Annotated in this window: 20 protein-coding genes and 2 pseudogenes; 9 read left to right on the forward strand and 13 right to left on the reverse strand. The window is 64.6% G+C overall.

Going from position 1 to position 23481, the window contains the following annotated elements:
- Positions 1-9: 9 nt before the first annotated feature.
- Genes IEW81_RS01890 through IEW81_RS01900 form a run of 3 tightly spaced genes read right to left on the reverse strand, consistent with a single transcriptional unit; the run spans position 10 to position 3184 of the window.
- Positions 10-2265 carry a ComEC/Rec2 family competence protein gene (locus tag IEW81_RS01890; RefSeq protein ID WP_097060764.1) on the reverse strand — a complete coding sequence of 752 codons (2256 nt, stop codon included), beginning with the start codon at positions 2263-2265 and terminating at the stop codon, positions 10-12.
- Positions 2262-2939 carry a helix-hairpin-helix domain-containing protein gene (locus tag IEW81_RS01895; RefSeq protein ID WP_179691839.1) on the reverse strand — a complete coding sequence of 226 codons (678 nt, stop codon included), beginning with the start codon at positions 2937-2939 and terminating at the stop codon, positions 2262-2264. The genes IEW81_RS01890 and IEW81_RS01895 overlap by 4 nt, the downstream gene beginning before the upstream one ends.
- A 56-nt stretch (positions 2940-2995) precedes the next feature.
- Complete coding sequence (locus IEW81_RS01900) at positions 2996-3184, reverse strand: hypothetical protein (RefSeq protein ID WP_097060763.1); 189 nt, start codon at positions 3182-3184, stop codon at positions 2996-2998.
- A 57-nt stretch (positions 3185-3241) separates the two neighbouring features.
- Between IEW81_RS01900 and IEW81_RS01905 the strand changes: the two are divergent.
- Together IEW81_RS01905 and IEW81_RS01910 are read left to right on the forward strand one after the other, a co-directional pair.
- A pseudogene (locus tag IEW81_RS01905) lies at positions 3242-4499 on the forward strand (IS256 family transposase).
- A gap of 524 nt (positions 4500-5023) precedes the next feature.
- A complete protein-coding gene (locus IEW81_RS01910; protein ID WP_143544664.1) occupies positions 5024-5725 on the forward strand; it encodes a hypothetical protein in 702 nt (233 codons plus the stop codon).
- A 192-nt stretch (positions 5726-5917) separates the two neighbouring features.
- Here the strand turns inward: IEW81_RS01910 and IEW81_RS01915 are convergent.
- The 4 genes and pseudogenes from IEW81_RS01915 to IEW81_RS01930 all read right to left on the reverse strand — a co-directional run bounded on the left by IEW81_RS01915 (position 5918) and on the right by IEW81_RS01930 (position 11945).
- A pseudogene (locus IEW81_RS01915) lies at positions 5918-7107 on the reverse strand (IS3 family transposase).
- Between the two features lie 239 nt (positions 7108-7346).
- Entirely contained in the window at positions 7347-7868 is a 522-nt protein-coding gene (locus IEW81_RS01920) for a hypothetical protein (RefSeq protein ID WP_097060761.1), read from the reverse strand.
- Between the two features lie 56 nt (positions 7869-7924).
- Positions 7925-10516, reverse strand: coding sequence for a leucine--tRNA ligase (gene leuS / locus IEW81_RS01925; protein ID WP_097060760.1), 2592 nt, complete (start codon positions 10514-10516; stop codon positions 7925-7927).
- A gap of 115 nt (positions 10517-10631) precedes the next feature.
- Positions 10632-11945 carry an anthranilate synthase component I family protein gene (locus IEW81_RS01930; RefSeq protein WP_097060759.1) on the reverse strand — a complete coding sequence of 438 codons (1314 nt, stop codon included), beginning with the start codon at positions 11943-11945 and terminating at the stop codon, positions 10632-10634.
- Positions 11946-11956: 11 nt separating this feature from the next.
- Here IEW81_RS01930 and IEW81_RS01935 point away from each other — a divergent pair, with 11 nt between their 5' ends.
- Positions 11957-12709 (forward strand): aminotransferase class IV, encoded by a 753-nt coding sequence (locus IEW81_RS01935; RefSeq protein ID WP_097060758.1) that lies wholly within the window; start codon positions 11957-11959, stop codon positions 12707-12709.
- A 3-nt stretch (positions 12710-12712) separates the two neighbouring features.
- A complete protein-coding gene (locus IEW81_RS01940; protein ID WP_097060757.1) occupies positions 12713-13444 on the forward strand; it encodes a DedA family protein in 732 nt (243 codons plus the stop codon).
- A 67-nt stretch (positions 13445-13511) separates the two neighbouring features.
- Here the strand turns inward: IEW81_RS01940 and IEW81_RS01945 are convergent, their stop codons facing one another.
- From IEW81_RS01945 to IEW81_RS01965, 5 genes are all read right to left on the reverse strand, one after another.
- Positions 13512-14426 carry an ABC transporter substrate-binding protein gene (locus tag IEW81_RS01945; RefSeq protein WP_097060756.1) on the reverse strand — a complete coding sequence of 305 codons (915 nt, stop codon included), beginning with the start codon at positions 14424-14426 and terminating at the stop codon, positions 13512-13514.
- A gap of 3 nt (positions 14427-14429) precedes the next feature.
- On the reverse strand, positions 14430-15176 hold the full coding sequence (locus IEW81_RS01950; protein ID WP_097060755.1) for an ABC transporter permease: 747 nt from the start codon (positions 15174-15176) through the stop codon (positions 14430-14432).
- Positions 15173-15865 (reverse strand): ABC transporter permease, encoded by a 693-nt coding sequence (locus IEW81_RS01955; RefSeq protein ID WP_097060754.1) that lies wholly within the window; start codon positions 15863-15865, stop codon positions 15173-15175. The genes IEW81_RS01950 and IEW81_RS01955 overlap by 4 nt, the downstream gene beginning before the upstream one ends.
- A complete protein-coding gene (locus IEW81_RS01960; RefSeq protein ID WP_097060948.1) occupies positions 15862-16686 on the reverse strand; it encodes an ABC transporter ATP-binding protein in 825 nt (274 codons plus the stop codon). The genes IEW81_RS01955 and IEW81_RS01960 overlap by 4 nt, the downstream gene beginning before the upstream one ends.
- Before the next feature lie 129 nt (positions 16687-16815).
- Positions 16816-17475, reverse strand: coding sequence for a TetR/AcrR family transcriptional regulator (locus IEW81_RS01965; RefSeq protein ID WP_218840010.1), 660 nt, complete (start codon positions 17473-17475; stop codon positions 16816-16818).
- 124 nt (positions 17476-17599) lie between these two features.
- On the opposite strand from IEW81_RS01965, the gene IEW81_RS01970 reads away from it, so the two are divergent.
- Both IEW81_RS01970 and IEW81_RS01975 read left to right on the forward strand, forming a co-directional pair.
- Positions 17600-18331 carry an SOS response-associated peptidase gene (locus tag IEW81_RS01970; RefSeq protein WP_097060752.1) on the forward strand — a complete coding sequence of 244 codons (732 nt, stop codon included), beginning with the start codon at positions 17600-17602 and terminating at the stop codon, positions 18329-18331.
- 36 nt (positions 18332-18367) lie between these two features.
- The gene (locus IEW81_RS01975; protein WP_097060751.1) at positions 18368-19432 is read left to right on the forward strand and encodes an App1 family protein phosphatidate phosphatase; all 1065 of its coding nucleotides are present in this window, start codon (positions 18368-18370) and stop codon (positions 19430-19432) included.
- Here IEW81_RS01975 and IEW81_RS01980 read toward each other — a convergent pair.
- Positions 19429-20178, reverse strand: a complete 750-nt coding sequence (locus tag IEW81_RS01980) for a dienelactone hydrolase family protein (protein WP_097060750.1) — start codon at positions 20176-20178, stop codon at positions 19429-19431. The genes IEW81_RS01975 and IEW81_RS01980 overlap by 4 nt on opposite strands.
- Before the next feature lie 93 nt (positions 20179-20271).
- Between IEW81_RS01980 and IEW81_RS01985 the strand changes: the two genes are divergently transcribed.
- The 3 genes from IEW81_RS01985 (at position 20272) to IEW81_RS01995 (ending at position 23465) form a co-directional block, all read left to right on the forward strand.
- Positions 20272-22116 carry a glycoside hydrolase family 15 protein gene (locus tag IEW81_RS01985; protein WP_097060749.1) on the forward strand — a complete coding sequence of 615 codons (1845 nt, stop codon included), beginning with the start codon at positions 20272-20274 and terminating at the stop codon, positions 22114-22116.
- 101 nt (positions 22117-22217) lie between these two features.
- On the forward strand, positions 22218-22445 hold the full coding sequence (locus tag IEW81_RS01990) for a hypothetical protein (protein WP_097060748.1): 228 nt from the start codon (positions 22218-22220) through the stop codon (positions 22443-22445).
- A 63-nt stretch (positions 22446-22508) separates the two neighbouring features.
- On the forward strand, positions 22509-23465 hold the full coding sequence (locus IEW81_RS01995; protein WP_097060747.1) for an alpha/beta fold hydrolase: 957 nt from the start codon (positions 22509-22511) through the stop codon (positions 23463-23465).
- The last annotated feature ends 16 nt before the right edge of the window (positions 23466-23481 follow it).

A 23481-nucleotide genomic window follows, 5' to 3' on the forward strand; every position in this document is an offset into this window, starting at 1 on the left:
GAGCGCCCACTAGTGCTCGGTCCACACGGAGATAGCACCGGGCTCCTCCCCGGGTGACAACAGGATGAGCCCGTGCTGGTCTGTGCGGAGCGCGGCAGTGCCTGTGCTGTCGAGAATGTCGAGAAGGCTCACTGTCGGATGCCCATAGCCGTTGTCTATGCCGACACCCATCATGCCCACCACCGCGTCGAGCCGCTCGTACAACCGAGCGCTCTGGTCGGCGGAGCCGTGATGAGCCACCTTCACCACGTCGACTTCGCCCAGCGGATTCGTGGCGAGTAACCGATCCTGGGATTCCTCACCCAGGTCGCCCAGAAAAATCGAACTGAAACATCCATGGCGGCATTCGCCCACCGGGTCGAACTCGACAGTCACGCTGGCCGGGTTGCCCGGTTCGATCCCCGATAGCCGCGCAGGCGGCCAGAGCACGTGCCAGCGCAACTCACCGAGAAGGCCGCTCGGCCCCCTCGATACCTGCTGCACCTCGGCTCCTCCCGCTCTCAGGGATGCGGCGATATCGTCATCTTTCGGCTCGCCTGCGGGGCCGATGATCGCATAGTCAACGTGACCGATCACAGCCTCGACACCGCCGATGTGATCTTTGTCGTAGTGGGTGAGCACGAGCAGGTCGATGCGGTCGATACCGAGATCTTCGAGGCAGGCGGCCAGCGGTGCTGGATCGGGGCCGGTGTCGAGGAGGGCGACCATTCCCGCGCTGCGGACGATGAATGCGTCACCCTGGCCGACGTCGCATCCGGCCATCTGCCAGTCGGCGGGCCTGCCCCATTGCTCGCCGACCCGCAGCCCCGCGACCACCCCGATGTACACCACCGACGCCACGATGATCGCCGCCCCGGACCACCGCCGCCATCGACCCCGGCCGAGAACCGCCAGAACCGCGCAGGCGCTCGTGCCAACGAGCAGCGCCAGCCCCGCAACCCCCTCGGGCCAGGGCAGCTGTGCGCCGGGAGCCGCGGCGAAGAAGGTCGCTACCGAGGCGATCCACGCCGACGGCAGCCATGCCAGCTGGCACAGAAGCGGCCCCAGCGGCGGCACGACCACCAGCGCGATGCACGCCGCGAGCCCGACGACCGTGGCGATGGGTGCCGCGGGTGCGGCCAGGATATTCGCGATCACGCCGTATGTCGGCAGCGACGCGTTGAGCAGCACGATCACCGGCTGGCACGCGAGCTGGGCGGCGAGCGGAACCGCGATGACCAGTGCCAGCCAGCGGGGCAGCCAGCGCCCGAGACCGCCGGCGAGCGGCCCCGCGAGCAGCAGGAGGCCAGCGGTGGCGAGCACTGAGAGCACGAAGCCGAAGTTTCTGGCCAGCCAGGGATCCATGGCCAATAGCGACATCGTGGCGAGGGACAGGATCGGCAGGCCCCTGGCCGGTCGTCCACCCAGCAGCGCCACCAGCACGAGCGTGGCCATCACAGCCGCACGCAGCACGCTCGGCTCCGGGGTGACCAGCACGACGAAGGCGAGCAGCATCAGGATGGATGCCCCGATCCTGAGCCATCTCGGCAGCCCCAGCGCCCCGCCCGCAAGCATCACCAGCCCGACGACGATCGCGCAGTTCGCACCCGACACCGCGGTCAGGTGGCTCAACGAACTCGACTTCATGGCGCTGTCCAGCTCTGTGGACACCGCAGCGGTGTCACCGATGGCGAGGCCGGGAAGCAGATCGCCGCCGTTGCCGGGCAGTTGCTGCGTCGCACGCAGGAATTCGCCGCGCAGGCCGTTTGCCCAGTCGAGGTACCACGGCGGCGATTCGACGACAACAGGCGGTTCGTCGGGGAAGAACAGGAACGCGCGATCGTCCCCGGCTTCGGCGCGCACCACGGTTCCGTCGAGCGCGATTCTCGTTCCGATTCCCAGGCGCTGCGCCGGACCCTCTCCGAAGACGAGTGCAGGGACGGACACCGGCACGCCGTCAACGAATCCCAGGTAGACCTCGAACGAGCCGCGACCCGGCAACACAGTCTGCGTGGCCGTCGCTACGGCGTCGACCCTGACGTGGTGCGCCGCGGCATCAACCAGAACAGCGGGCGACCGCGCCGGCGCCTGGAGCGCAACAGACGTGCAGCACAACGCGACTGCCGCAGCGGCGAGTGCCACGCGCGGCCGCACGAGGGCGAGGCAACCCGCGGCCATCCACGCCAGCACGAGTGCTGGAACCGCTGCCTCGGGCCACCCGATGATCACACCGGCCGCGATCCATCCCCCGACGGCCGGGATTGCCAGCCGGAGATCGATTCTCACACGGTGACCAGGTCGCGGAGGCCCTCGAAGGTCTTATCGCCGACCCCCGTCACGTTCATCAGGTCTTCGATCGTGATGAATCTGCCGTTGGCCTCCCGATACGCGATGATGCGGGTCGCCATAGCCGGGCCGACCCTCGGCAGCGTGTCGAGACCGGCTTCGTCAGCGGTGTTGATGTTCACCTTGCCACCGACAGCCGTGCCGGCAACGCCGGCAGCTACATCAGGGATCTCGCCGATCGCGGGCACAGCGATCTGCTCGCCATCGACGACGAACCGGGCCAGGTTCACTTGGCGCTGGTCTGCCGTGTCGAGAAATCCACCAGCTGCCGCGACGGCATCGATCGCGCGGTCACCTTCGGCGAGCGAATACAGCCCGGGTCGCTCGACAGCGCCGAGGATGTGCACAAAGATCCGGCCGCCCGAGCTCGAGGCAGCACCAGCAGCTCCAGCGCCAGGAGCTCCAGCGCCAGCGCCAGCGCCAGCGCCAGGAGTTCCAGCGCCAGGAGCTCCCGTCGTCTCGCTCGAAGCCGTCCGGGTGACGTTTGCCGCGGTCCCCTGGTCGCGCAGGGCCGCAACCAGTACCGCGCAGCCGAGTGCAACCAGCAGGAGCACGATAACCGCGCCGACCTTGACGCGAAGTCGTGCCCGCCGCGGGTCTGGAAGGTCGTCCACGTTCGAACGCTACGAGAACGCCTCCCCGTTCTCGGCCCAGGGCAGACCCCGGTGGATTACGCGGGCTTTGTCGCGATGTTCACGAGTCGAGGGGCTCGCACGATCACGTTGACGATCTCCCGACCGACCGTGGCCCGAGCGACGGCGACGGCGACGGCGACGGATGATGAGAAAATGTGGTGACGTCCCCGTGAGTGGTGTGGTTTCGGGTTCTTGAGCGTTGCTTCGTCGACGTTGAGAGCCACCGTGTGATGGTCAGTGAGTACCGATCAAAGTCACTCACAGAAAGACACATACACACGATGGCTCTAGACCAGAGCCCGGCTTGACCTTCTTGGCGAGCTCAAACTCACCGATGTCACCGACCGGATCCGGGTCGCGACCGAGACGTTGCACCAGGAGCTGATCGACGCGGAAGCGTCCGCGTTCATCGGTGCTGCTCCGTTCGAACGCACCGAGGATCGCACCGCTCACCACAACGGGACCCGTTCGCGGACCCTGACCACTACAGCTGGGGAACTCGACCTGCGGATCCCGAAGCTTCGGGCCGGAACGTTCTTCCCCGCCCTGCTCGAGAGGCGGAGATGGATCGACCAGGCCTTATTCGCCGTTGTAATGGAAGCCTATTTGCATGGCGTCTCGACCCGGAAAGTCGACGACCTCGTCAAAGCGTTGGGTGCTGATACCGGGATCTCGAAATCGGAGGTTTCCCGGATCTGTGCCGGCCTGGATACGGAGGTGGCGCAGTTCCGGGACCGAACCCTGTCGACTCTTGACTATCCGTACGTGTTCCTCAACGCGACCTACTGCAAAGCACGGGCCACCACCGGATCGTGTCGCAGGCAATCGTCGTCGCCGTCGGGGTAGCCGCCGACGGACGCCGGGAAGTGCTCGGTTTCGACGTCGGAGACACCGAGAATGAAGGGTTCTGGACCAGCTTTCTCCGCTCGCTGAAAGTGCGTGACGTCGACGGGGTCAAGCTGGTCATGTCCGACGCCCACTCCGGGTTGAAGAAAGCGATCGGGACCGTGTTCCAAGGCGCGTCATGGCAGCGATGCCGGATCCATTTCATGCGCAACGTTCTCTCGATCGTGCCGAAAGGGTCGCAGGATATGGTCGCCTCGATCATCCGCACTGTCTTCGCCCAACCCGACCGTGAGCACATCGCGAAACAGTTTGTTGAGGTCACCACGATGCTGCGCCGGTCGCATCCGAAGGTCGCGGCGATGCTCGACGACGCCAGGCCTGACCTGCTCGCGTTCGCTGGTTTCCCGCAACGGCATTGGCGTCAGATCTGGTCCACGCACCCGCTGGAACGAGTGAACAAGGAGATCAAACGCCGCACCGACGTCGTCGGCGTCTTCCCGAACCCGGCCGCCCTGCTCCGGCTTGCCGACGCCGTCCTGGTCGAACAGCACGACGAGTGCGAAGCCGGCGAACGACGCTAATTCTCCGAATCCTCGATGCACGATGCTCGGATTGAAGACCATGAACGAGCCGGCCGACACCCTCGAAGAGGTGAACATCCCCCCGAACTCGTCTCCGCCTAAGCTCGAATGACTGACCCCACCCGGGGAAGCGAAAGCACACCACCCAAAGGGACGTCACCTGACGGTACTGATGGTCCGTGCACCACGCGATGTTCTAAACGCGAATATCAACAAGCTGACGAGTGATCACACACCACCCACACAGACCAGAGGTACCAGTAGGCCTCGATCCACTGGTCAGCGTGGCTGAACCGTCCCGGATTTCATGCCGCCGTGTTATTGGCGGCTCCGTCTTGTGACGCGCCGTTTGTTTCAGCGTGGTAGTTGCGTTCGTATTCCTCCGGCTTCATAGCTTCCGATCCGGGCCGCTTCCCGACCCTGGGGCGTGACGTTCACCTTGTCACCTGAGTGCGCTCTAAGCCTCAATACCGTTCAGTTGAGGGTCAATTCACGCACCACGGATCGAAGAAGGTCACCTGGCCACCCGCCATGGGCCCGTGACATTTGGTCCCAATCGATTTGAGCAAGGGCTCCGAAGATTGAGTAGCAGGAGGGATCCTTCCTGCCGGATCGCTTACCTAGGAGCAACCCACAATGAAGAAGTCAATGACGACCCTCGGCGCAACAGTCTTAGTGCTGTTCGCAGCGACAACGGTCGGAGCAAGTGCTGCATCAGCCGATAACTCTGGTGCATCGCACGGAAAAGGCGCAGACAAGGCCGTGACGCTTACCGCCACGCTGAGCGAGTTGAATGGCTCAGGAGCGTCCGGAACCGCGACTGCGATCGTGCGCAACCAGAAAATCCAGCACATCGAGGTGCATGCGACGGGTCTAACCCCGGACGCTCCGCACGCGCAGCACATTCACTACGGCAATCAGGCATTGAATGAATGCCCGACCTTGGCCCAGGACGATAACAAGGACGGTCGAATCAACACTGTCGAGGGCCTGCCCGCGTACGGTCCTGTCGTTGTCTCGCTCACAACGACGGGAGACACGACCCCAGCGAGCTTGCTTGCTGTGGATCGCTACCCTGTCGCGAAAGACGGCATCTTCAACTACAGCCGCGACAATATCGAGTTCACTGACGTCGCAGGAACTGGCTATGCAGCCGGTGGCGGAACGGCCAAGCAGATCGCCGACTCGATCCGCGAAGGAGAGGGTGTGGTCGTGATCCACGGGATCGACTACAACGACGACGCCATTTACAGCTTCAGCGAAGAGGGCGCGAGCGAACTCAACCCAGCGTTCCCTGCAGAGGCAACGGACCCGGCAGTCTGCGGCGTGCTGCGCTGAGCCAACGCTTCACCCAGGGCCGGGCCTATTGAAACTTAGGCCCGGCCCTACCCGCGGTGCGCCGGTTCGCTCAGACGGCTGCATTCAAGATGTAATAGCCACCAGAAACTGCTTCGGGATAAACATGAAGAGCCTGCGGCATGTGTGCGCGGCAGGTGTGGGTTTGCTGCGCGGTTAGGTGACAGTTTTTAGTCACGCAGCCAGTGCGGCTGGCGTGTTCATGATGGTCTCGAAGTCGATCGGGGTCAAACGGCCGAGCGCTGCTTGTCGACGCCGTCGGTGGTAAGTGCGCTCGATCCAGGTCACGATCGCGATTCGCAGCTGTTCGCGGGTGGTCCAGGATTAGCGGTCGAGGACATTTTCTGCAGCAGCGCGAAGAACGATTCCATGGCCGCGTTATCGCCGCACGAGGCCACTCGGCGCATCGATCCGGCGAGTCGATGGCGGGTTAGGGTTCGAAGGAATTTCCGGCTTCGACATTGCGGTCCTCTGTCGCTGCGGACGACGCGGCCGACGATAACGCCACGCATCGCGACGGCGTTCTCCAGTGCCCGGACGGCGAGGCTCGACTTCATTCTGGAGTCGATTGAGTACCCGACGACCTTGTTGCCGAACACGTCCTTGATCGCGCAGCGGTAAAGCTTGCCCTCACCGGTTTTGTGCTCGGTGATATCGGTCAACCACAGCTGGTTCGGGCCGGTCGCGGTGAACTCGTGGCGGATCCGCCCGTTTTCGTCGGTCACGGTGCACAGGTCGTCGTGGATCGCAGGAGCGGGCTTCTTGCCGTTGCGGCCTCGCTTCTTCCCGAACGCGGACCACCATCCGTTGCTCGACGCGATCCGCCACGCGGTCTGATCGGCCATCGCCTCGCCGGCGTCACGAGCCTCGTCGGCGAGGAGCCGGTGCCCAAACTCGGGTCATCGCGATGCGCGTCGAACAACGCGTTCGCACGAAGGGCCTCCACCACCTCGCTGGGCGTGATCGGGTTCGCAAGCCACCGGTAGTAGGGCTGGCGAGAGAGCTTCAGACCCGGCACATCACCGTCACGGGGATCCCCGTGACGGCGAGCTCTGTCACGAGCGGGTAGAACCTTTTCCAGGCAGGTTTGCCTGCGACAAATACGCCGCCGCTTTCCGCAGGATCTCGTTCTCCTGCTCCAGCAGCCGGATCCGCTTCCGCGCTTCATGGAGCTCCACGCCCTCCACCCGGGACTGGCCGGGCTTCGAGCCGTCATCGCCAGCCGCGCGCTGCGTGCACTTCTGCAACGTCATTGGATGAACGCCGAAGTCTTTCGCGATCTGCTCGATCGTCACTCCGGACTCACGGTTCCTCGCGACGCGCACAACGTCATCACGGAACTCGGTGGGATAGGGCTTAGGCACGATGCCATCCTTCCAGGCCGCCCTCCCGGGCAAGCCAGATCAGATGTCACCCATCCATGCAGCAGTCCCCTCCGACATATCGGCTTGGTGCCCGGACATGTGTCCTCCATCGTTTGGGTAGCCTCAAATGCTCTGACGAGTCGAAGACGGTCTTCGACAGTCTTGAGTTACCAAATCATTCGGCCGGTCACGTCCTGTTTGAAGCTATTCAGGATCGCGTGACCCATCACGCAACCTAACTATGTCCCCCGACACGCCCAGTCGAGGTACCACGGCGGCGATTCGACGACAACAGGCGGTTCGTCGGGGAAGAACAGGAACGCGCGATCGTCCCCGGCTTCGGCGCGCACCACGGTTCCGTCGAGCGCGATTCTCGTTCCGATTCCCAGGCGCTGCGCCGGACCCTCTCCGAAGACGAGTGCAGGGACGGACACCGGCACGCCGTCAACGAATCCCAGGTAGACCTCGAACGAGCCGCGACCCGGCAACACAGTCTGCGTGGCCGTCGCTACGGCGTCGACCCTGACGTGGTGCGCCGCGGCATCAACCAGAACAGCGGGCGACCGCGCCGGCGCCTGGAGCGCAGCGCCAGGAGCTCCCGTCGTCTCGCTCAAAGCCGTCCGGGTGACGTTTGCCGCGGTCCCGTGGTCGCGCAGGGCCGCAACGAGTACCGCGCAGCCGAGTGCAACCAGCAGGAGCACGATAACCGCGCCGACCTTGACGCGAAGTCGTGCCCGCCGCGGGTCTGGAAGGTCGTCCACGTTCGAACGCTACGTGAACGCCTCCCCGTTCTCGGCCCAGGGCAGACCCCGGTGGATTACGCGGGCTTTGTCGCGATGTTCACGAGTCGAGGGGCTCGCACGATCACGTTGACGATCTCCCGACCGACCGTGGCCCGAGCGACGGCGACGGATGCCCGTGCCAGCGCTTCGAGCGCATCGGTCGAGATCTTCGGCGCCACCTCGATACGGTCCCGCACCTTGCCGTCGACCTGCACGATGGCTGTCACCGACTCCTCGACCAGCAGTGTCGGATCGGCCTTTCGCCACCCGGCGAGCGCCACTGTCGGCTGGTAACCCAACCGCTCCCACATCTCTTCGGCCGTGAACGGCGCGAACATGCTCAGCGCGATCGTGATGACCTCGACCGCCTCGCGCACTGCCGCGTCGCCGCCGCCTGCGCCGACGTCGATGACCTTACGCGTCGCGTTGGTGAGCTCCATGATGCGGGCGACGAGCACGTTGAACTTGAGGGTCTCCGCGAGCGCCGGACCATCGGCGAGGAAGCGATGGGTTTGGCGGCGAAGCGCCGCATCCCCCGTCTTCCACTCGATCTCGGGAGCGCTCGTGACGTCGATGGCGAGCCGGAACGCGCGGGCGAGGAATTTCGCAGACGCAGCCGGTGAGACATCCTCCCAGTTGATGTTGTCTTCGGGCGGCCCCGCGAACGCGAGGGTCAGCCGCAGGGCATCTGCGCCGTACTTATCGACCTCGGCCGTGAACGTCGTGCCCTTCGGGCTGCGCTTTGACATCTTCTTGCCCTCAGACAGCACCATGCCCTGGTTGAGCAAGGCACTGAAGGGTTCGGTGAAGCTGACGTACCCGAGGTCGAAGAGCACCTTCGTGATGAAACGCGCGTACAGCAGGTGCAGGATGGCGTGCTCGACGCCTCCGACGTACTGGTCGACCGGAGCCCACTTCTCGGCCTCCGCAACGTCGAATGCCTTGTCAGGATCGTTCGGCGACAGGAATCGAAGGAAGTACCACGAACTGTCGACGAAGGTGTCCATCGTGTCGGCGTCGCGGCGGGCCGGGCGGCCGTCGCGCGGGTCTGGCACGGTGATCCAGTTCTCCGCGGCAGCCAGCGGTGACTGCCCCTTCGGCTTCAGGTCGAGACCGTCGGTCGGGGGAAGCACGACGGGAAGCTGCTCGAACGGCACCGCCATGAGCTCGCCATCGTCACCGTGGATGATCGGGATCGGTGTGCCCCAGAACCGCTGGCGTGAAATCAGCCAGTCACGAAGCCGGTAGGTCTTGGCTGCGCGGCCGGTGCCGGCGGCTTCCAGCTGCTCGATGACCTTCTTGATCGCGTTGTTCTTGCTGAGTCCGTCGAGCGGTCCCGAGTTGAGCATGCGACCGTCACCGATGAGCGCCTTGCCTGTCGCCCTCGGGTCGAGCGGTGGAAGGTCATCCGGCAGGATCGCCATGCCGTTCTCGTCGAGTTCGAGCACGGGGATCGAGCCGGTCATGGGCGCGTTGACGTCGAGCACCACGCGCACGGGCAGGTCGAATTTGATGGCAAAGTCGAGGTCACGCTGGTCGTGGGCTGGCACCGACATCACGGCGCCGTGGCCGTAGTCGGCGAGAACATAATCCGAGGTCCAGATGGGGATGCGCTCGCCCGTCACCGGGTTTATCGCGAAGCGCTCCAGCGGGATGCCCGTTTTCTCCCTCGTGGCGTCCTGGCGTTCGATCTCGGTATTCTTCTGGGCTGAGGCGAGGTATCCCGCGAAGGCCTCCTGGACCGCTGGCGTGGAACCGGCGACGAGTTCGGCCGCCAGGTCTGAGTCAGGGGCGACGACCATAAAGGTCACGCCGTAGAGCGTGTCGGGGCGGGTCGTGAAGACCGTGAGTTTGCCGTCTCTGCCTTCGATCTCGAAGTCGACGTCCGCGCCGATGGACCGGCCGATCCAGTTGCGTTGCATCGACAGCACTTTGGTCGGCCACGAACCCTCGAGCTGGTTCAGGTCGTCGAGCAGGCGATCCGCGTAATCGGTGATCCTGAAGTACCACTGGGTGAGCTTCTTCTTGACGACCATCGCACCGGAGCGCTCAGACGTGCCATCGGGCAGCACCTGCTCATTAGCCAGGACTGTCTGGTCTTTCGGATCCCAGTTGACCCAGCTCTCTTTACGGTAGGCGAGTCCCTTCTCGTAGAGCTTCAGGAACAGCCACTGGGTCCATTTGTAGTACTCAGGGTCGCTGGTGTGCAGCACCCGGCTCCAGTCGAACGAGACGCCGTAGCGGCGCATGCTCGCCTTCTGCTGCGCGATGTTGTCATAGGTCCAGCCGACGGGGTCGATGCCGCGCTCGATCGCCGCATTCTCCGCGGGAAGGCCGAAGGAGTCCCAGCCGATGGGGTGCAGCACGTTGAATCCACGCTGGCGCCAATACCGGGCGGCGATATCGCCAAAGGCATAAGCCTCGGCATGACCCATGTGGAGGTCTCCCGAGGGATAAGGAAACATGTCGAGGATGTATTTGCGCGGCCGTTTGTCGGCTGGGTTGTCCGTCGCGAACGGCTTCAGCTCGTCCCAGATCGGCTGCCACTTAGCCTGGATCGCCGCGATGTCGTAGCCGTGGCTGTCGTCACGCTCGTCGCGGTGGTCTGGATCGCGGGGCTCGGTCACTTGTTTCTCACTTCAGGTTGGGGCTGGTGACGATCGCCGTTGATCGGGGGCCGTCGCGGCAGGGCGAACGACCCCGCCAAGGTTACCGGTTACGCCTGCGGTCTTCTTGTTCGCCTCAGGAGGCGGGCCCTCCCAGCGCCGCGAGCAGCGCTGCCACCTTGAGTTTCGTCTCAGCCAGCTCCTCCTCAGGCACAGACAGAGCGGTGATTCCGCCGCCGGTACCGATCGTGGCGCCATCCTGATCGATGATGATCGACCGGATGACCATGGCGAGATCGATCGCACCATCGAAGCCGACGTACCCGAAGGCTCCGGAGTAAATTCCCCGCGGTCTCCGCTCAAGCCGATCGAGGATCGTGGTCGCCGACAGCTTGGGTGCTCCGGTCATGGAACCGGCCGGGAAGCAGGCGCCGATCGCGTCGACGCCGGTCAGGCCGTCCGCCAGTTCGCCGCGAACCGTGCTGACGAGCTGGTGCACCTGGGCGTAGCTCTCGACGGCGAGGAGGCCAATCACCCCGACCGTGCCCGGCTTCGACACCCTTCCGATGTCGTTGCGCATCAGGTCGACGATCATGACGTTCTCCGCGCGCTCCTTCACGCTGTCCTCGAGTTCGTGTCGGAGCAGCCAGTCCCCCGCTTCGGTGCTGCCCCTGGGCCGGGTGCCCTTCATGGGACTGGTTGTCACGATCCCGGCAGTGCTCACAGTGAGAAACTGCTCGGGGCTCGCGCTCAGCAGTGACACACCTCCTGCACGCACCAGCGCACCGTGATGCGTGGGGCTCGATTCGCGCAGCGCGAGGTAGGTCGAGACAGGGTCGGGGCTGCCCCCCACGCGAACCTCTGTCGTCAGGCACAGCAGGTAGGCGTCACCCTCGACGATCGCTTGCTGGCACTGTGCAATCATCTCCAGGTATTCGTCGTCCCGGTGCGCCCAGGTCACGTCTCCCATGGCTCCCTGCGCAACGGGAGGCGGGGCGTCGCGTGAGAGGGCGTCCAGCACTTCGGTGCGCCACGCTTCGGCGTCGTCGAGCGCCATCACTGTGACAAGCCCGGTCGAGTGGTCGAAGGCGAGCGCGCGCTCGATCCTCAGCCATGCGGCATCCGGATACCGCGACGGTCGTTCGACGGGCATCGCCATGGTCTCGCCGCGCAGTTCATACCCGAGCCAGCCGACCCAGCCGAGGGTGAACCCGGGTGGGGCATCCGAGGTATCCACCTGCTCCGCCGCGAGAGAGTCGCGCAGCCAATCCAGCACCGGCCCGTCGAATTCCGTCCTGACCTCGGAGGCGAGCCCGATGTAGCTCGTGCCGGTCGTGGCGCCCTGCCCGCTGTCAAGCCAGAACGCGGAATCCGAATCGCCGCAGATGGCCCTGTAGGCGACGGCGGGATCGACCCAGCGACCAAGGGAAGCACTCAGCACACGGGGCATAACCTAAGACTATGAGTGTCGCGTCGATCTCCCGGTGGCATGACGATGCCCTCGTGCCGCTCGAATACTGCGAGATGAGCGATTCGTCGATGGTCGCCGCGGATTCCTGGTTCGTCAATGACGGTCGGGTGCTGGCGATCGGGCTCCACCGGGAGCGATTTCTCAACAATGCCCCGGGCGCAGAATCGTTCTGGGATGCCGTGATCGACGCCATCCCGAAGCATGGCGACTGGTTTCCCCGGGTCGAGCAGCATTCCAACGGTCGGCTCGTATTCAGGCTGCGCACCGCCCCTGAACGCCAGCGAACCGCGGTGCTCGCCACGTGGAATGGGCGGGAACCGCGCACCCAACCGGGCGTGAAGGGGCCGGACCTCGGGGCCATGCTGCGCATCCGCTCAGCCGTGCAACCGCTGGGCGCCTCCGAGGCCGTGATCCTCTCGGAGGATGGGCTGGTGGTGGAGGGGGCCTATTCCGGCCTGCTCTGGTGGCGCGGAGACATCCTGTGCGGTCCCCCGACCGACCTGCCCCGCGTCAACAGCGTGACGACCAGGAGCGCGCTCACACTCGCGACGGCGCTCGGTCTCGACACCCACGAAGAAGCTGTCACGCCCGGGGAGCTCGACGGAACGGAGCTGTGGGTGCTGAGCGCCCTGCATGGCATCCGCATCGCAACGGCCTGGGTCGACGGGCCGGAACTCGCTGAGCAACCGGGTCGGCTCGCAGCGTGGCAGGCACGCCTCGACACGCTGCGCAGGGCGATCTGACCGATGCTCGAACTCGCTGCGCAGGTCACCAATCCCGTCGAATGGCTGGGTGAGTTGCTCAGCGGCGGGCTCGCGTGGATCCTGGCGATCGTCCAGTCGATCGATCCGACGCTGCGCACAATCCTTGCCGGTGTGGGGATCCTGCTCGAGACCTCGATCTTCATCGGCCTGGTCATTCCAGGAGACACGATCGTGGTCGTCGCCGCCACGGCGGTCAACGGTCCGCTCGAATATTTCGCCCTGGCCATCGCCGTCATCATCGGTGCACTAGGTGGGGAGAGCATCGGGTTCATGCTCGGCCGATTCTTCGGACCGAGAATACGCGCGTCGAGGCTTGGCCGCCGACTGGGCGAGAAGAACTGGATCCGCGCCGAGAACTACATCGACCGACGGGGCGGAATCGCCGTGTTCATCTCGCGATTCCTTCCCGTGCTCCACGCGCTCGTTCCGGTGACGGTCGGCATGAGCACGATGAGCTACCGCAGGTTCATGGCCTGGACGCTGCCGGCATCCGTGATCTGGAGCTTCGCCTACGTCTCGGTCGGCAGTCTCGCCGCCGACAGCTTCACCGCCATGATCGACCGCCTGCACTACGCCGGCTACCTCTTCGTCGGCATCATCCTGGTCTTCTCGATTGTCGTCGTGGTCGTCAGGAAAATCATCGAGCGCAGGGAGTCGCGACACATGAACCACCGTGGCGACGGGGATGCGAACACCGCAGATCCGGTCGACTGAAACGCAAAGGGCGCGGATGCCGCAGCATCCGCCCCCTCCTTCGACACGGTTCTACACCGACCGGATCCTACGACAGCAGGTCATTGTCCTTCAGCCACTTGGTGGCAATGTCGGCTGACGACTGCTGGTCGACCGTGGACTCGACGTTCATGGCGACGAGGGCCTCGGGAGTCAGCTTCGCCTGCACGGCGTTGATGACATCCGCGATGGAGTCGGCGATGTCGGCGTTCACGAGCGGAACGACGTTCGAGGCGAGGAACAGCCCCTCCGGGTCGTCCAGCGTCACGAGCTTCTCGGTCTGGATGCGTGGATCTGCGCTGTAGACGTTCGCGATGTTGACGGTACCTGCGATGAGGTCCTGGACCGTGGTGTCACCGGTGGCCGAGAAACCTACGGTCGCGCCATAGGTGGCGAGTAACCCGGCGGGGCCATACGGACGCTCTTCGAGCTCGGCGTTGCCACCGAGGGTGAGGGGCGTGGTCACGTTCGCCAGGTCGGCGAGGCTCTTCAGGTTGTTGTCGGCGGCGAACTTGGCCGTGACGTTGTACGAGTCCTGGTCGGTGGCCGAGGCCTGGTCGAGCACGGTCAGGCTGTCGGGGAGGGCACCGGCGAGAGCGGCGTACACGTCATCCGGGGTGGTCGCGGTGGTCTTGGCGTCATAGAACTGCAACAGGTTCCCGGTGTATTCGGGGAAGAGGTCGACATCACCATTCTCGAGCGACGGCAGGTACGCGTCGCGCTGGCCGATGTTGAACTGGCGCTCGACCGTGAATCCGGCGTCCTCAAGCGCCTGGGAGTAGATCTCCGCGATGATCTCGTTGGAGTAGTAGGCCTGCGAGCCGACAGTGATCGTGGTGCTGTCACCCGGGGCATTCGATCCGGTGTCCAGTGGATCACCCGACGCGCACCCTGACAGGGCCAATGCCGCCCCGACCACGACTGCGCCAATGGCGAGCCGGCCCTTGTTCTTCGCTGTGAACATTTCTTATCCTTTTCTTTCTTGGAGGGAAGTTCCCACCACCGCGCGGCGTCGGGGTGACGTCGCGCGGATGTCCTGAGTGCGTCCCGCCGCAACACCGCGCGGAACGACGACCTGCTGCAGCAGCGCAAAGAGCCCGTCGAGAACCAGCGCAAGGGCGACGATGACGATCGCGGAGCCGAGGATCATGTCGTACCGGCTCAGCGGGATGCCCTGGATGATGTACGTGCCGAGACCACCGAGCGTGACATACGCGGCAAGCACCACCGTCGCCACGATCTGGAGCGCACCGGCGCGAATCCCCCCGATCAGCAGCGGCAGGCCCAGCGGAATCTCGACCCTGACCAGGATCTGCCACTCCGTCATTCCCACGGCCCGGGCCGCATCGATGACCCGGCGATCGACAGCCTCAAGCCCGGCGTAGGCGCCCGCGAGAATCGAGGGAATCCCCAACAGGACGAAAGCGATCGTGGCGGCCAGCGGCTTCTGGGTCACACCCATGACGAGCACAAGCAGCAGGATGAGACCGAAGGATGGCACTGCTCTCGCCGCACCCGAGATGGCGATCGCGGCGTTCCGGCCCTTGCCGGTATGGCCGATGTAATACCCGAGCGGGACGGCGATGACGGCGGACAGCGCTACGGCGATGAAGGTGTAGAGGAGGTGCAGCGCTATCGCGGCGGGCAGTGGAGACGACCCTGACAGCCTGTCAGGCGAGAAGATCCAGTCGAAGGCCTCTGCGAGCAGGTTCATGTTCCACGACCTGTCATGGGAACCAGTGGCAGCCGTTCGAGTTTCGGTCGCACGGCCCGGGTCGGCGACCAGGGCATAAGCGCCCGGCCGGCGCGCGCGAGCAGCAGATCCACCAGCAGCGCGATCACGACGACCATCACCAGGCCCGCGAGGATCTCTGGCACGATCCCGCGCTGCAGCCCGTTGGTGAACAGGTAACCGAGGCTCTGGACGCCGATCAGGATCCCGACCGTCGCGAGGCTAATCGTGCTGACCGCGGTGACCCTGAGACCGGCGAGGATCACGGGGCCGGCGAGGGGAAACTCCACAGTCCAGAAGCGACGCCACGACCCATACCCCATGGCAGTGGCCGCCTGGCGGATCGCCGGGTCGACCGATTGCAGGGCATCCGCGATCGATCTCGCCATGATCGCGACGGCATAGATAGTCAGCGCGATGGTGAGGTTCAGGGGACTCAGGAAGCTAGTCCCGAAGATCGTCGGCAGGATCGGCAGCAGCGCCAGCGAGGGAATCGTGTAGAGCAACCCCGCCAGCGTCAGGAGCAGGCCACGAGTGAGTTTGAAGCGATATGCCAGGTAGCCGAGTGGGAGCGCGATGATGAACCCGATGAGAATGGGCGGGATGCTGAGCCTGAGGTGTTCGAGGGTCAGCTGGGCGATGAGGTCGAGGTTGCCCGCGACCCAGTTCACTCCCCTGGACCTGCTGCCAGAACGCCCTGCGGCCTGCCCTCGCTGTCGATGAGGATCGAGCCGTGGTCGGTGTGCTGGATCGTGAGCGAGCGCTTGCCCTTTTCGGCACCGATGAAGCTGGCGACGAAGTCATTCGCCGGGTTTGCAAGGATCTCGCGTGGGCTGCCGATCTGGGCGATCTTCGCACCCTTTTCGAGGATCACGACCTGGTCACCGAGAAGAAATGCCTCGTCGATATCGTGGGTGACAAAGACGACAGTCTTGTCGAGATCCCGCTGGAGCCGGATGGTCTCCTGCTGCAACTCGGCACGCACGATGGGGTCGACCGCACCGAACGGTTCGTCCATCAGCAGGATGTTGGGGTTCGCGGCAAGGCCACGCGCCACACCCACCCGCTGCTGCTGCCCACCGGAGAGTTGGCTCGGATAGCGATTGGCCACCGACCTCTCGAGACCCACAGTGTCGAGAAGCTCCAAACCATCCTGTCGCGCCTTCCTGCGGGGAACCCCATTGAGCACCGGAACCGTCGCGACGTTGTCGATGACTTTCAGGTGCGGGAGAAGCCCGGAGTTTTGCATCACGTAGCCGATGCTGCGCCTCAGAGCCACGGGATTGCGGTCGAGAATACTCTCGCCATCGATCTCGATGGAACCAGCCGACACATCGACCATGCGGTTGATCATCCGCAGCAAAGTCGTCTTGCCACTGCCGGACGATCCGACGAGCACCGTCGTCTTGCGGGAGGGTATGACGAGATTGAAATCCTCCACAGCGACCGTGCCGTCGGGAAATCGCTTGGACACACCACGGAACTCGATCATCAGCGGGGGCTCATTCCTCGTGCGCACACGGATCGACACTTGCCAGTACGTCAACATAACCCCATTGGGAGCCGCAGACATATTCCGTTGCCGAAGTGGTACTAACCCTTGACAATGCGCCGCACTGCGCTAGGTTGTGGGCTGCGCAGTCCCGAAATGCCGAGCCAGCATGCCGAACACGAGGTCACGACCGGCGTCCAGGAATGCCTGGTCGCCATGAAGGCCACGGGCGAAGGCCCGGGTTGCCAGGGCATCCGATACCTCGACCGCCGTCTCAAAAGTGAAACGGACCTCCGGGCCGTCAGCGAAGCCGAATCGCAAGAGCATGTTGTCGAGCAACCGGTTGGACACTATCGAGTTGAAAGTCTGCTCCTGGGCGGCGGGGCGCATGTCGAGAACGTCGCCGAAACGGAGGCCGCGGAATGACGGCTCTGACCGGTACGCCTCCGCGAAGACGCCGAATGCCGCACTGAAGGAATCGGCCCAGTTGCTGTGGCGCTCATCAAGGATTTCATCGCTCACCCTCGTCAGCACGCGACTGAGGTTGCGGGTGGACAGCGCCTGCAGTACCGCGATGCGGTCGGGAAAGTACCGATAGACGGTGCCGATCGATGCGCCGGCGCGATCGGCGACCATCGCGGTGGTCATCCGTTCGAATCCGATCTCATCCACGACGGCTGCGGCGGCGTCGAGCAGCGCGGTCAGCCGGGCGGTGCTTCGAGCCTGGACCGGCTCGTTGCGCAGTGCAGCGACCGGATCACTCGGGGTGGGGGTCTCTTGAAGAGCCACAGTGAGCCTCATTTCTTCTGTCCAAACATTACTGGGCGCCCCAGCCCGCTTCTTGGTTATACAGCAAGTTCCAGTCAACAGCGCAATCTCCACACGGGACATCGCCCGCTGGCACAATGGACGCATGTGCGGAAGATTCGTCGTTGCCGGTGGAACAGCCGACCTCGTGGAGATGTTCGACATCGACCTGGTCGCACCTGGGCTGCCCGGTCCATCATTCAATGTGGCCCCAACAGACCGAGTGAGCATCATTCTAGACACGATTGGCAAGAATGCCGCGGTCGATGATGAGCCCGTTCGGCGGCTCGAAGCCGCGCGTTGGGGTCTCGTGCCGGTCTGGTCGAAAGACCCGAAATCGGGGGCGAGTGCGATCAACGCCCGTATCGAGACTGCCGCAGAGAAGTCGACGTTCGCGACAGCGGTGAAGAAGCGCCGCGCCATCATCCCCGCTACCGGCTACTTCGAGTGGGCTGTCTCCGACGACGTCAAGCGCCCGCACTTCATCCACATGCCCGATGGCCAGCCGATGGTCTTCGCCGCACTGTACGAGTGGTGGCGCAACCCCGCCGAAGCAGACGACTCAGCTGACAAATGGATGTTGTCGACCTCGATTCTCACGCGGGAAGCGACCAGCCGGCTTGCGAGCATCCACGACAGGATGCCCGTCTTCCTCTCTCCCGAGCTGCTCGACGAGTGGCTCGACCCGCACACCGAGGGCTCTGCCGAGCTACTGGACGAAATCTCAGCTGCCGGCGCGGAGGTGGCTGAGTATGCCGAGTTCCACGAGGTCGACAGCGCCGTGGGCAATGTGCGCAGCTCGGGACCATCGTTGATCGAGCCCATCCCCAGCGCCTGAGAGTCGATCCGCCGACTCGGCACATAGGCTTGGGTCATGCCATCCCCAGCGACGACACCCGCTTCGGGGCAAACACCACAACTTTTCCACCGGGCGGCGCGCATCGAAGACAGCTTCCACCGCTGGCGCGAAGGCCGGGGCCGCAAGCGCGGGCTCGTCACCACGATCGTGCCGTACGCCGGATACGGCACAACGACCTGGGTCAGGGTGCTCTGTCGCGTCGTGCTGGCCCAGCCGACCGAAGCGCCCAGCCAACGCGCCGAGAAAGTTCGCGGTTGGCGCAGCTTCTTCAGCGTCCCGGTCGAGGATGTGGATGTCACGGTCGTGATCGGAGGCGTCGAACACCGGGTGCGACCCACCCGCGGCGGCATCGTCGACGTAAGACTGGATGCCCAGCTCGAACTCGGATGGCAGGAGGTGAGTCTCGGAGCCGCCGACACGGAATCTGTCACAGCACCGGTCTTCGTGCTCGACCCCGAGGCCGGCTTCGGAATCATCTCCGACATCGATGACACCGTGATGGTCACGGCTCTGCCGCGACCATTCCTCGCCGCGTGGAACACCTTCGTGCTCGACGAGCATGCACGGACTCCTGTCGCCGGGATGGCCGTGCTCTACGAACGCCTCACCCGAGTCGAACCGACTCCACCGGTGATCTATTTATCCACGGGTGCCTGGAACGTGGCTCCCACTCTCACCAGGTTCCTCGGCAGGAATCTCTACCCAGCCGGTCCACTGCTGCTTACAGACTGGGGTCCGACGCACGACCGTTGGTTCCGCAGCGGCCAAGAGCATAAGCGCTCCAGTCTCTCCCGGCTGGCCGACGAGTTCCCCGATATGAAGTGGCTGCTCATCGGCGACGACGGGCAGCACGACGAAGAACTTTACGGTGAGTTCGCCGCAGCGCACCCCGAGAATGTCGCGGGGATTGCCATCCGGCAGCTCTCGAACGGTGAGGCGGTGCTTGCCGGTGGCCGGAGCACCGCGGCTGAGCGCGAACGTACCTCGAATGTGCGCTGGTTCTACGGGCAGAACGGCGCCGAACTCGCGTCCGAGTTATCCGCTGCCGGCCTGTTGGCGGACCAGCTGGCGCAGCCTTAGGGCTTCGGTGGCTGGAGGTGCTCGCGGAAGAACGCGTCGACCCGCTGCCAGGCGTCGGCCGCGGCATCCGGATTGGGCCCCATCTTCATTACGCGGGCGAGCGGCCTGAACCACACGGGACCTGCCGGGCCTTCATTCATGAAGGCGTGACCGGTGTTCGGGTATTCCTTGATGTCGTGCACGATGTTCTGGCGGGTGAGCGTCTTCTCGAGGGTTGCTGCAGCGCCCTTCAGGCTCGAGTCGGTCGCGCCGTAGCTCCCAATCACCGGACAAGCCCGGTCGAGGGCGTCATCCGGATCCTGCGGGAGTATCCCGTAGTTGCTGGCGGCGGCATCGAAGCCTGAGGATGCCGTCATCAGGGCGAATCCACCGCCCATGCAGAAGCCGATCACGCCCACTGCTCCGTTGGCTTCGGGCCGTGCACGTACCCACTGGCGCGCTGCCTCGATGTCGAGGTAGGCCCGCCCGGTTCCGCTGCGCATCGCCTTCATCGTCGCGACGAGGCACCGACGCGCCCCGCCGTCGCTGTAGAGGTCTGGCATGACGGCCAGGTAGCCGAGCGATGCCAGGTGCGCGACCTGCCTGCGCATCTGCTCCTCGATGCCGAACACCTCGTGAACGACCACCACCGTTGGCCATGGACCGCTGCCAGAAGGGACGCCAAGAACTCCACGCAGAACGGTGCTCGCCCCCGCCGGCTTCTGGTCGATGATGATATCGGTGAGCGTCGCGGAGGGGTTGGCCATACCAGAGTCAAACACAGCCCCGAGATGAACACAGCGCCGAATCAAACACAGCCCTCCCGGCTGCGGTAAAGGCAGAAATGTGATGATGGCCGGATGCTGCTGAATATTGAGGAATATGCCGTCATCGGTGATACCTACAGTGCAGCGCTCGTCGGCCGCGACGGCAGTATCGACTGGCTGTGCCTGCCCCGGTTCGATTCAGCATCGGTGTTCGGTGCGCTACTGGGCGATGAGAACCACGGTCGCTGGCTTCTCGCGCCCGAGGCATCGGTGCACGGCCATCACGGCGTCACCTCCACGCGACGGTACATCCCGGACACCTTCACCCTCGTCACGCGATGGGTGACCCCGACGGGCGAAGTCGAGGTCACCGACATCATGCCGGTCGGAGACAGACGCGCCGACATCATCCGGCGCGTTCGCGGCGTCAGCGGATCAGTCGTCATGCATGTCGATCTCAGGATCAGGTTCGACTACGCCAATGCCGTTCCCTGGATGCGCCAGGTACCCGAGAAGGGTCACCACGAGCTCGTCGCTGTGGCCGGCCCTGACGCCCTCGTGATACGCGGACCCGGACTTCATGCCGAAGACCACAACCACACGACGGCATTCACCGTCGAAGCCGGAGAGACCGTCGACCAGACGATGACCTGGTACCCGTCGCACCGCGAGCCTCCCGTGCCCATCAACGTCACGAAACGTATTGCGGAGACCACGACGTGGTGGCAACGCTGGGCATCGGCGGGGTCGCCATCCGCCGAATTCCCCGACGCTGTGCGCAGGTCGCTCCTCGTGCTGCGGGCGCTTACCCACGGAGACACTGGCGGTATCGTGGCGGCCGCGACGACCAGCCTGCCCGAGTCCTTCGGCGGATCCCGCAACTGGGACTACCGGTACGTCTGGCTGCGCGACGCCTCGCTGACCCTGCACGTTCTGCTCGATCACGGCTTCGCCAGCGAAGCAGACTCGTGGCGCAACTGGCTGTTGCGAGCCATCGCGGGCGACCCGGCTGACGTGCAGATCATGTACGGACTCGCGGGTGAGCGCAGGCTCGATGAGTGGGAGGTGCCGAGCCTCCCCGGCTACCAGGGCGCCAGTCCCGTGCGGGTGGGGAACGCCGCGTTCACGCAATACCAGGGTGACGTGTTCGGTGAGGTGATGATCGCGTTGCACGCCGCCCGGCGGCTCGGCAACGCTGAGCCCGACTTCTCCTGGCCGGTGCAGCGGGCGTTGATGAGCTTTGTCGAGGAGAACTGGCAGCGTGCGGACCGGGGAATCTGGGAGATCCGCGGGCCAGAGCGCCATTTCACCCACTCGAGGGTAATGCTGTGGGCGGCTGTTGACTGCGCGATCTCTGCCGTTCATGATTTCGGCCTCAAGGGGCCCGTCAAACGCTGGGAGAAGCTCCGCGAGCAGCTCCGCGAAGAGATCGAAGCCAGAGGTTTCGACCAGAAGCGCAACACCTACACGCAGTACTACGGCAGCGAGGGGGTGGATGCGTCGCTGCTGCAGCTCTCGCTCGTCGGCTATATCCCCGCCGACGATCCCCGCATGCTCGGGACTGTGGCGGCGATCGAGGCGGAGCTGCTCGACGGAGGACTGCTGTTGAGGTACCGCAGCGAATCCGGAGTCGACGGTCTTCCCTCCGGTGAGAATCCGTTCCTGGCCTGCTCGTTCTGGCTGGTCGAGCAGTACGCGATGTCGAATCGACTGCAAGACGCCAGGGAACTCATGAACAGGCTCGTAGGTTTCGCCAACGATCTCGGCCTGATGAGCGAGGAATATGACGTCGGAAACGCCCGCCAGGCCGGAAATACGCCGCAGGCACTGACCCATCTGACGCTCGTACGGGCGGCCGATGCGATTTCAGCAGCATCCGCAGCATTAGGGTCGACGCCGTCGCAGGGTGCCGGACTTGACGCTGGCGGAGTGCGCTGATACTTTTTGAGCGCTGGCCGATGTCCTCCAAACAGGGGACGCCGGAGACTTGGTTCCGTGCCCGACGGAACTGGTTCCTACCCCCGAAAGGAACACAGCATATGTCCACCCCGAACTCCGTTGTGCCTGCGGTCGACGCCCGACCGCGCCGCCTCATGTTCGGACTCGGTACGGTGACAGCGCTCGTGATCATCGTCGGCGCGATAGCACTTGGTGGGTCGCTTACCCGCTCGCCAGCTGCTGCCGCCGACGAGGATCAAGCGCCTCGTGGCGTTGGTCACGCTCCGATCGAACTCAGGCTGAGCGGCCTCCAGCTTCCGACGATCTGATCCTGTCGCTGGGAAGAACGTCATCGAACCCATCACCCGGGGCCGCGGTCACGAATAACCGGCATGCTCCACGACAAATCCGCCGGCGTTCGCGGCACGACGCTCACGTACGCGCCGTATCCGCTGACGGAGGATGGTGCCGGTCTCAGTCTCGTCAGCACGACCGTCACCGGCACCATGGGCTCGACGGTGGCGCACCACCTGTCCGAGCGCCGCTCGGACAGGGCAACGCTGTTTCTCCACGGCGCAGCAGGTTCCTGGAGCACCTGGACTCCCCTGTTGCGGGCCGCAGAGGATTCAGGATCCGGGATCGCCGATCCTGTGCTTCTTGATCTGCCCGGCTGGGGTGCCGCGACTCTCGACCCGTCACCGGGGCCGCCGACCATCGACACGGTGTGCGAACTCGTACGGGCCGCAGTTCTCGAACTCGGCTATACCCGGTGGGATGTGGTGGGCCACTCGATGGGTGGATTCATCGCCATGCACCTGGCCGCTCGCTGGCCCGATGAGGTGCAGTCGGTGGTGATGGTCTCAGGCACGACATGGTCGCTCGTCGACAGCGTCGCCCACCCCGCGCGCAAGGTATGGCTACTGCCCCATTTCAGCGCGCTCTGGCGCATCATGGTGCTGCTGTCCGCACTCGGTGCCACGGGCCATGCGCTCGTACGCGGGATGCAGGCTGCAGGGATGCTGCGACCCGTGGTCGTTCCGCTGTTCCGGCACCCGTTCCGAGTCAGTGCCAACGTCGTCGATGCTCTCGCACGCGAAATCCGTCCGCCGTCATTCCTGGCTGCCGTGGACATCACCCGCGGCTACAGCCCGAGCATCGCGTGGGCGGGGATCACCTGCCCCGTCACAGCACTGAAGGGAGACCGGGATGCGCTCGTGCGCGACTCCGACCTCGAAGAGCTCACGCGCCTTATTCCGGCATCCCGCACCGTTGTGGTCCCCGATTGCGGTCACTTCGCGAACATCGAACGACCGGATGCCGTGCTGGAGGCAATCGCCGCTCATCGATGATCACAAGGCAATCGCC

Origin of the sequence: Salinibacterium xinjiangense, assembly GCF_014645015.1 — a bacterium.
Taxonomy (GTDB): domain Bacteria; phylum Actinomycetota; class Actinomycetes; order Actinomycetales; family Microbacteriaceae; genus Rhodoglobus; species Rhodoglobus xinjiangensis.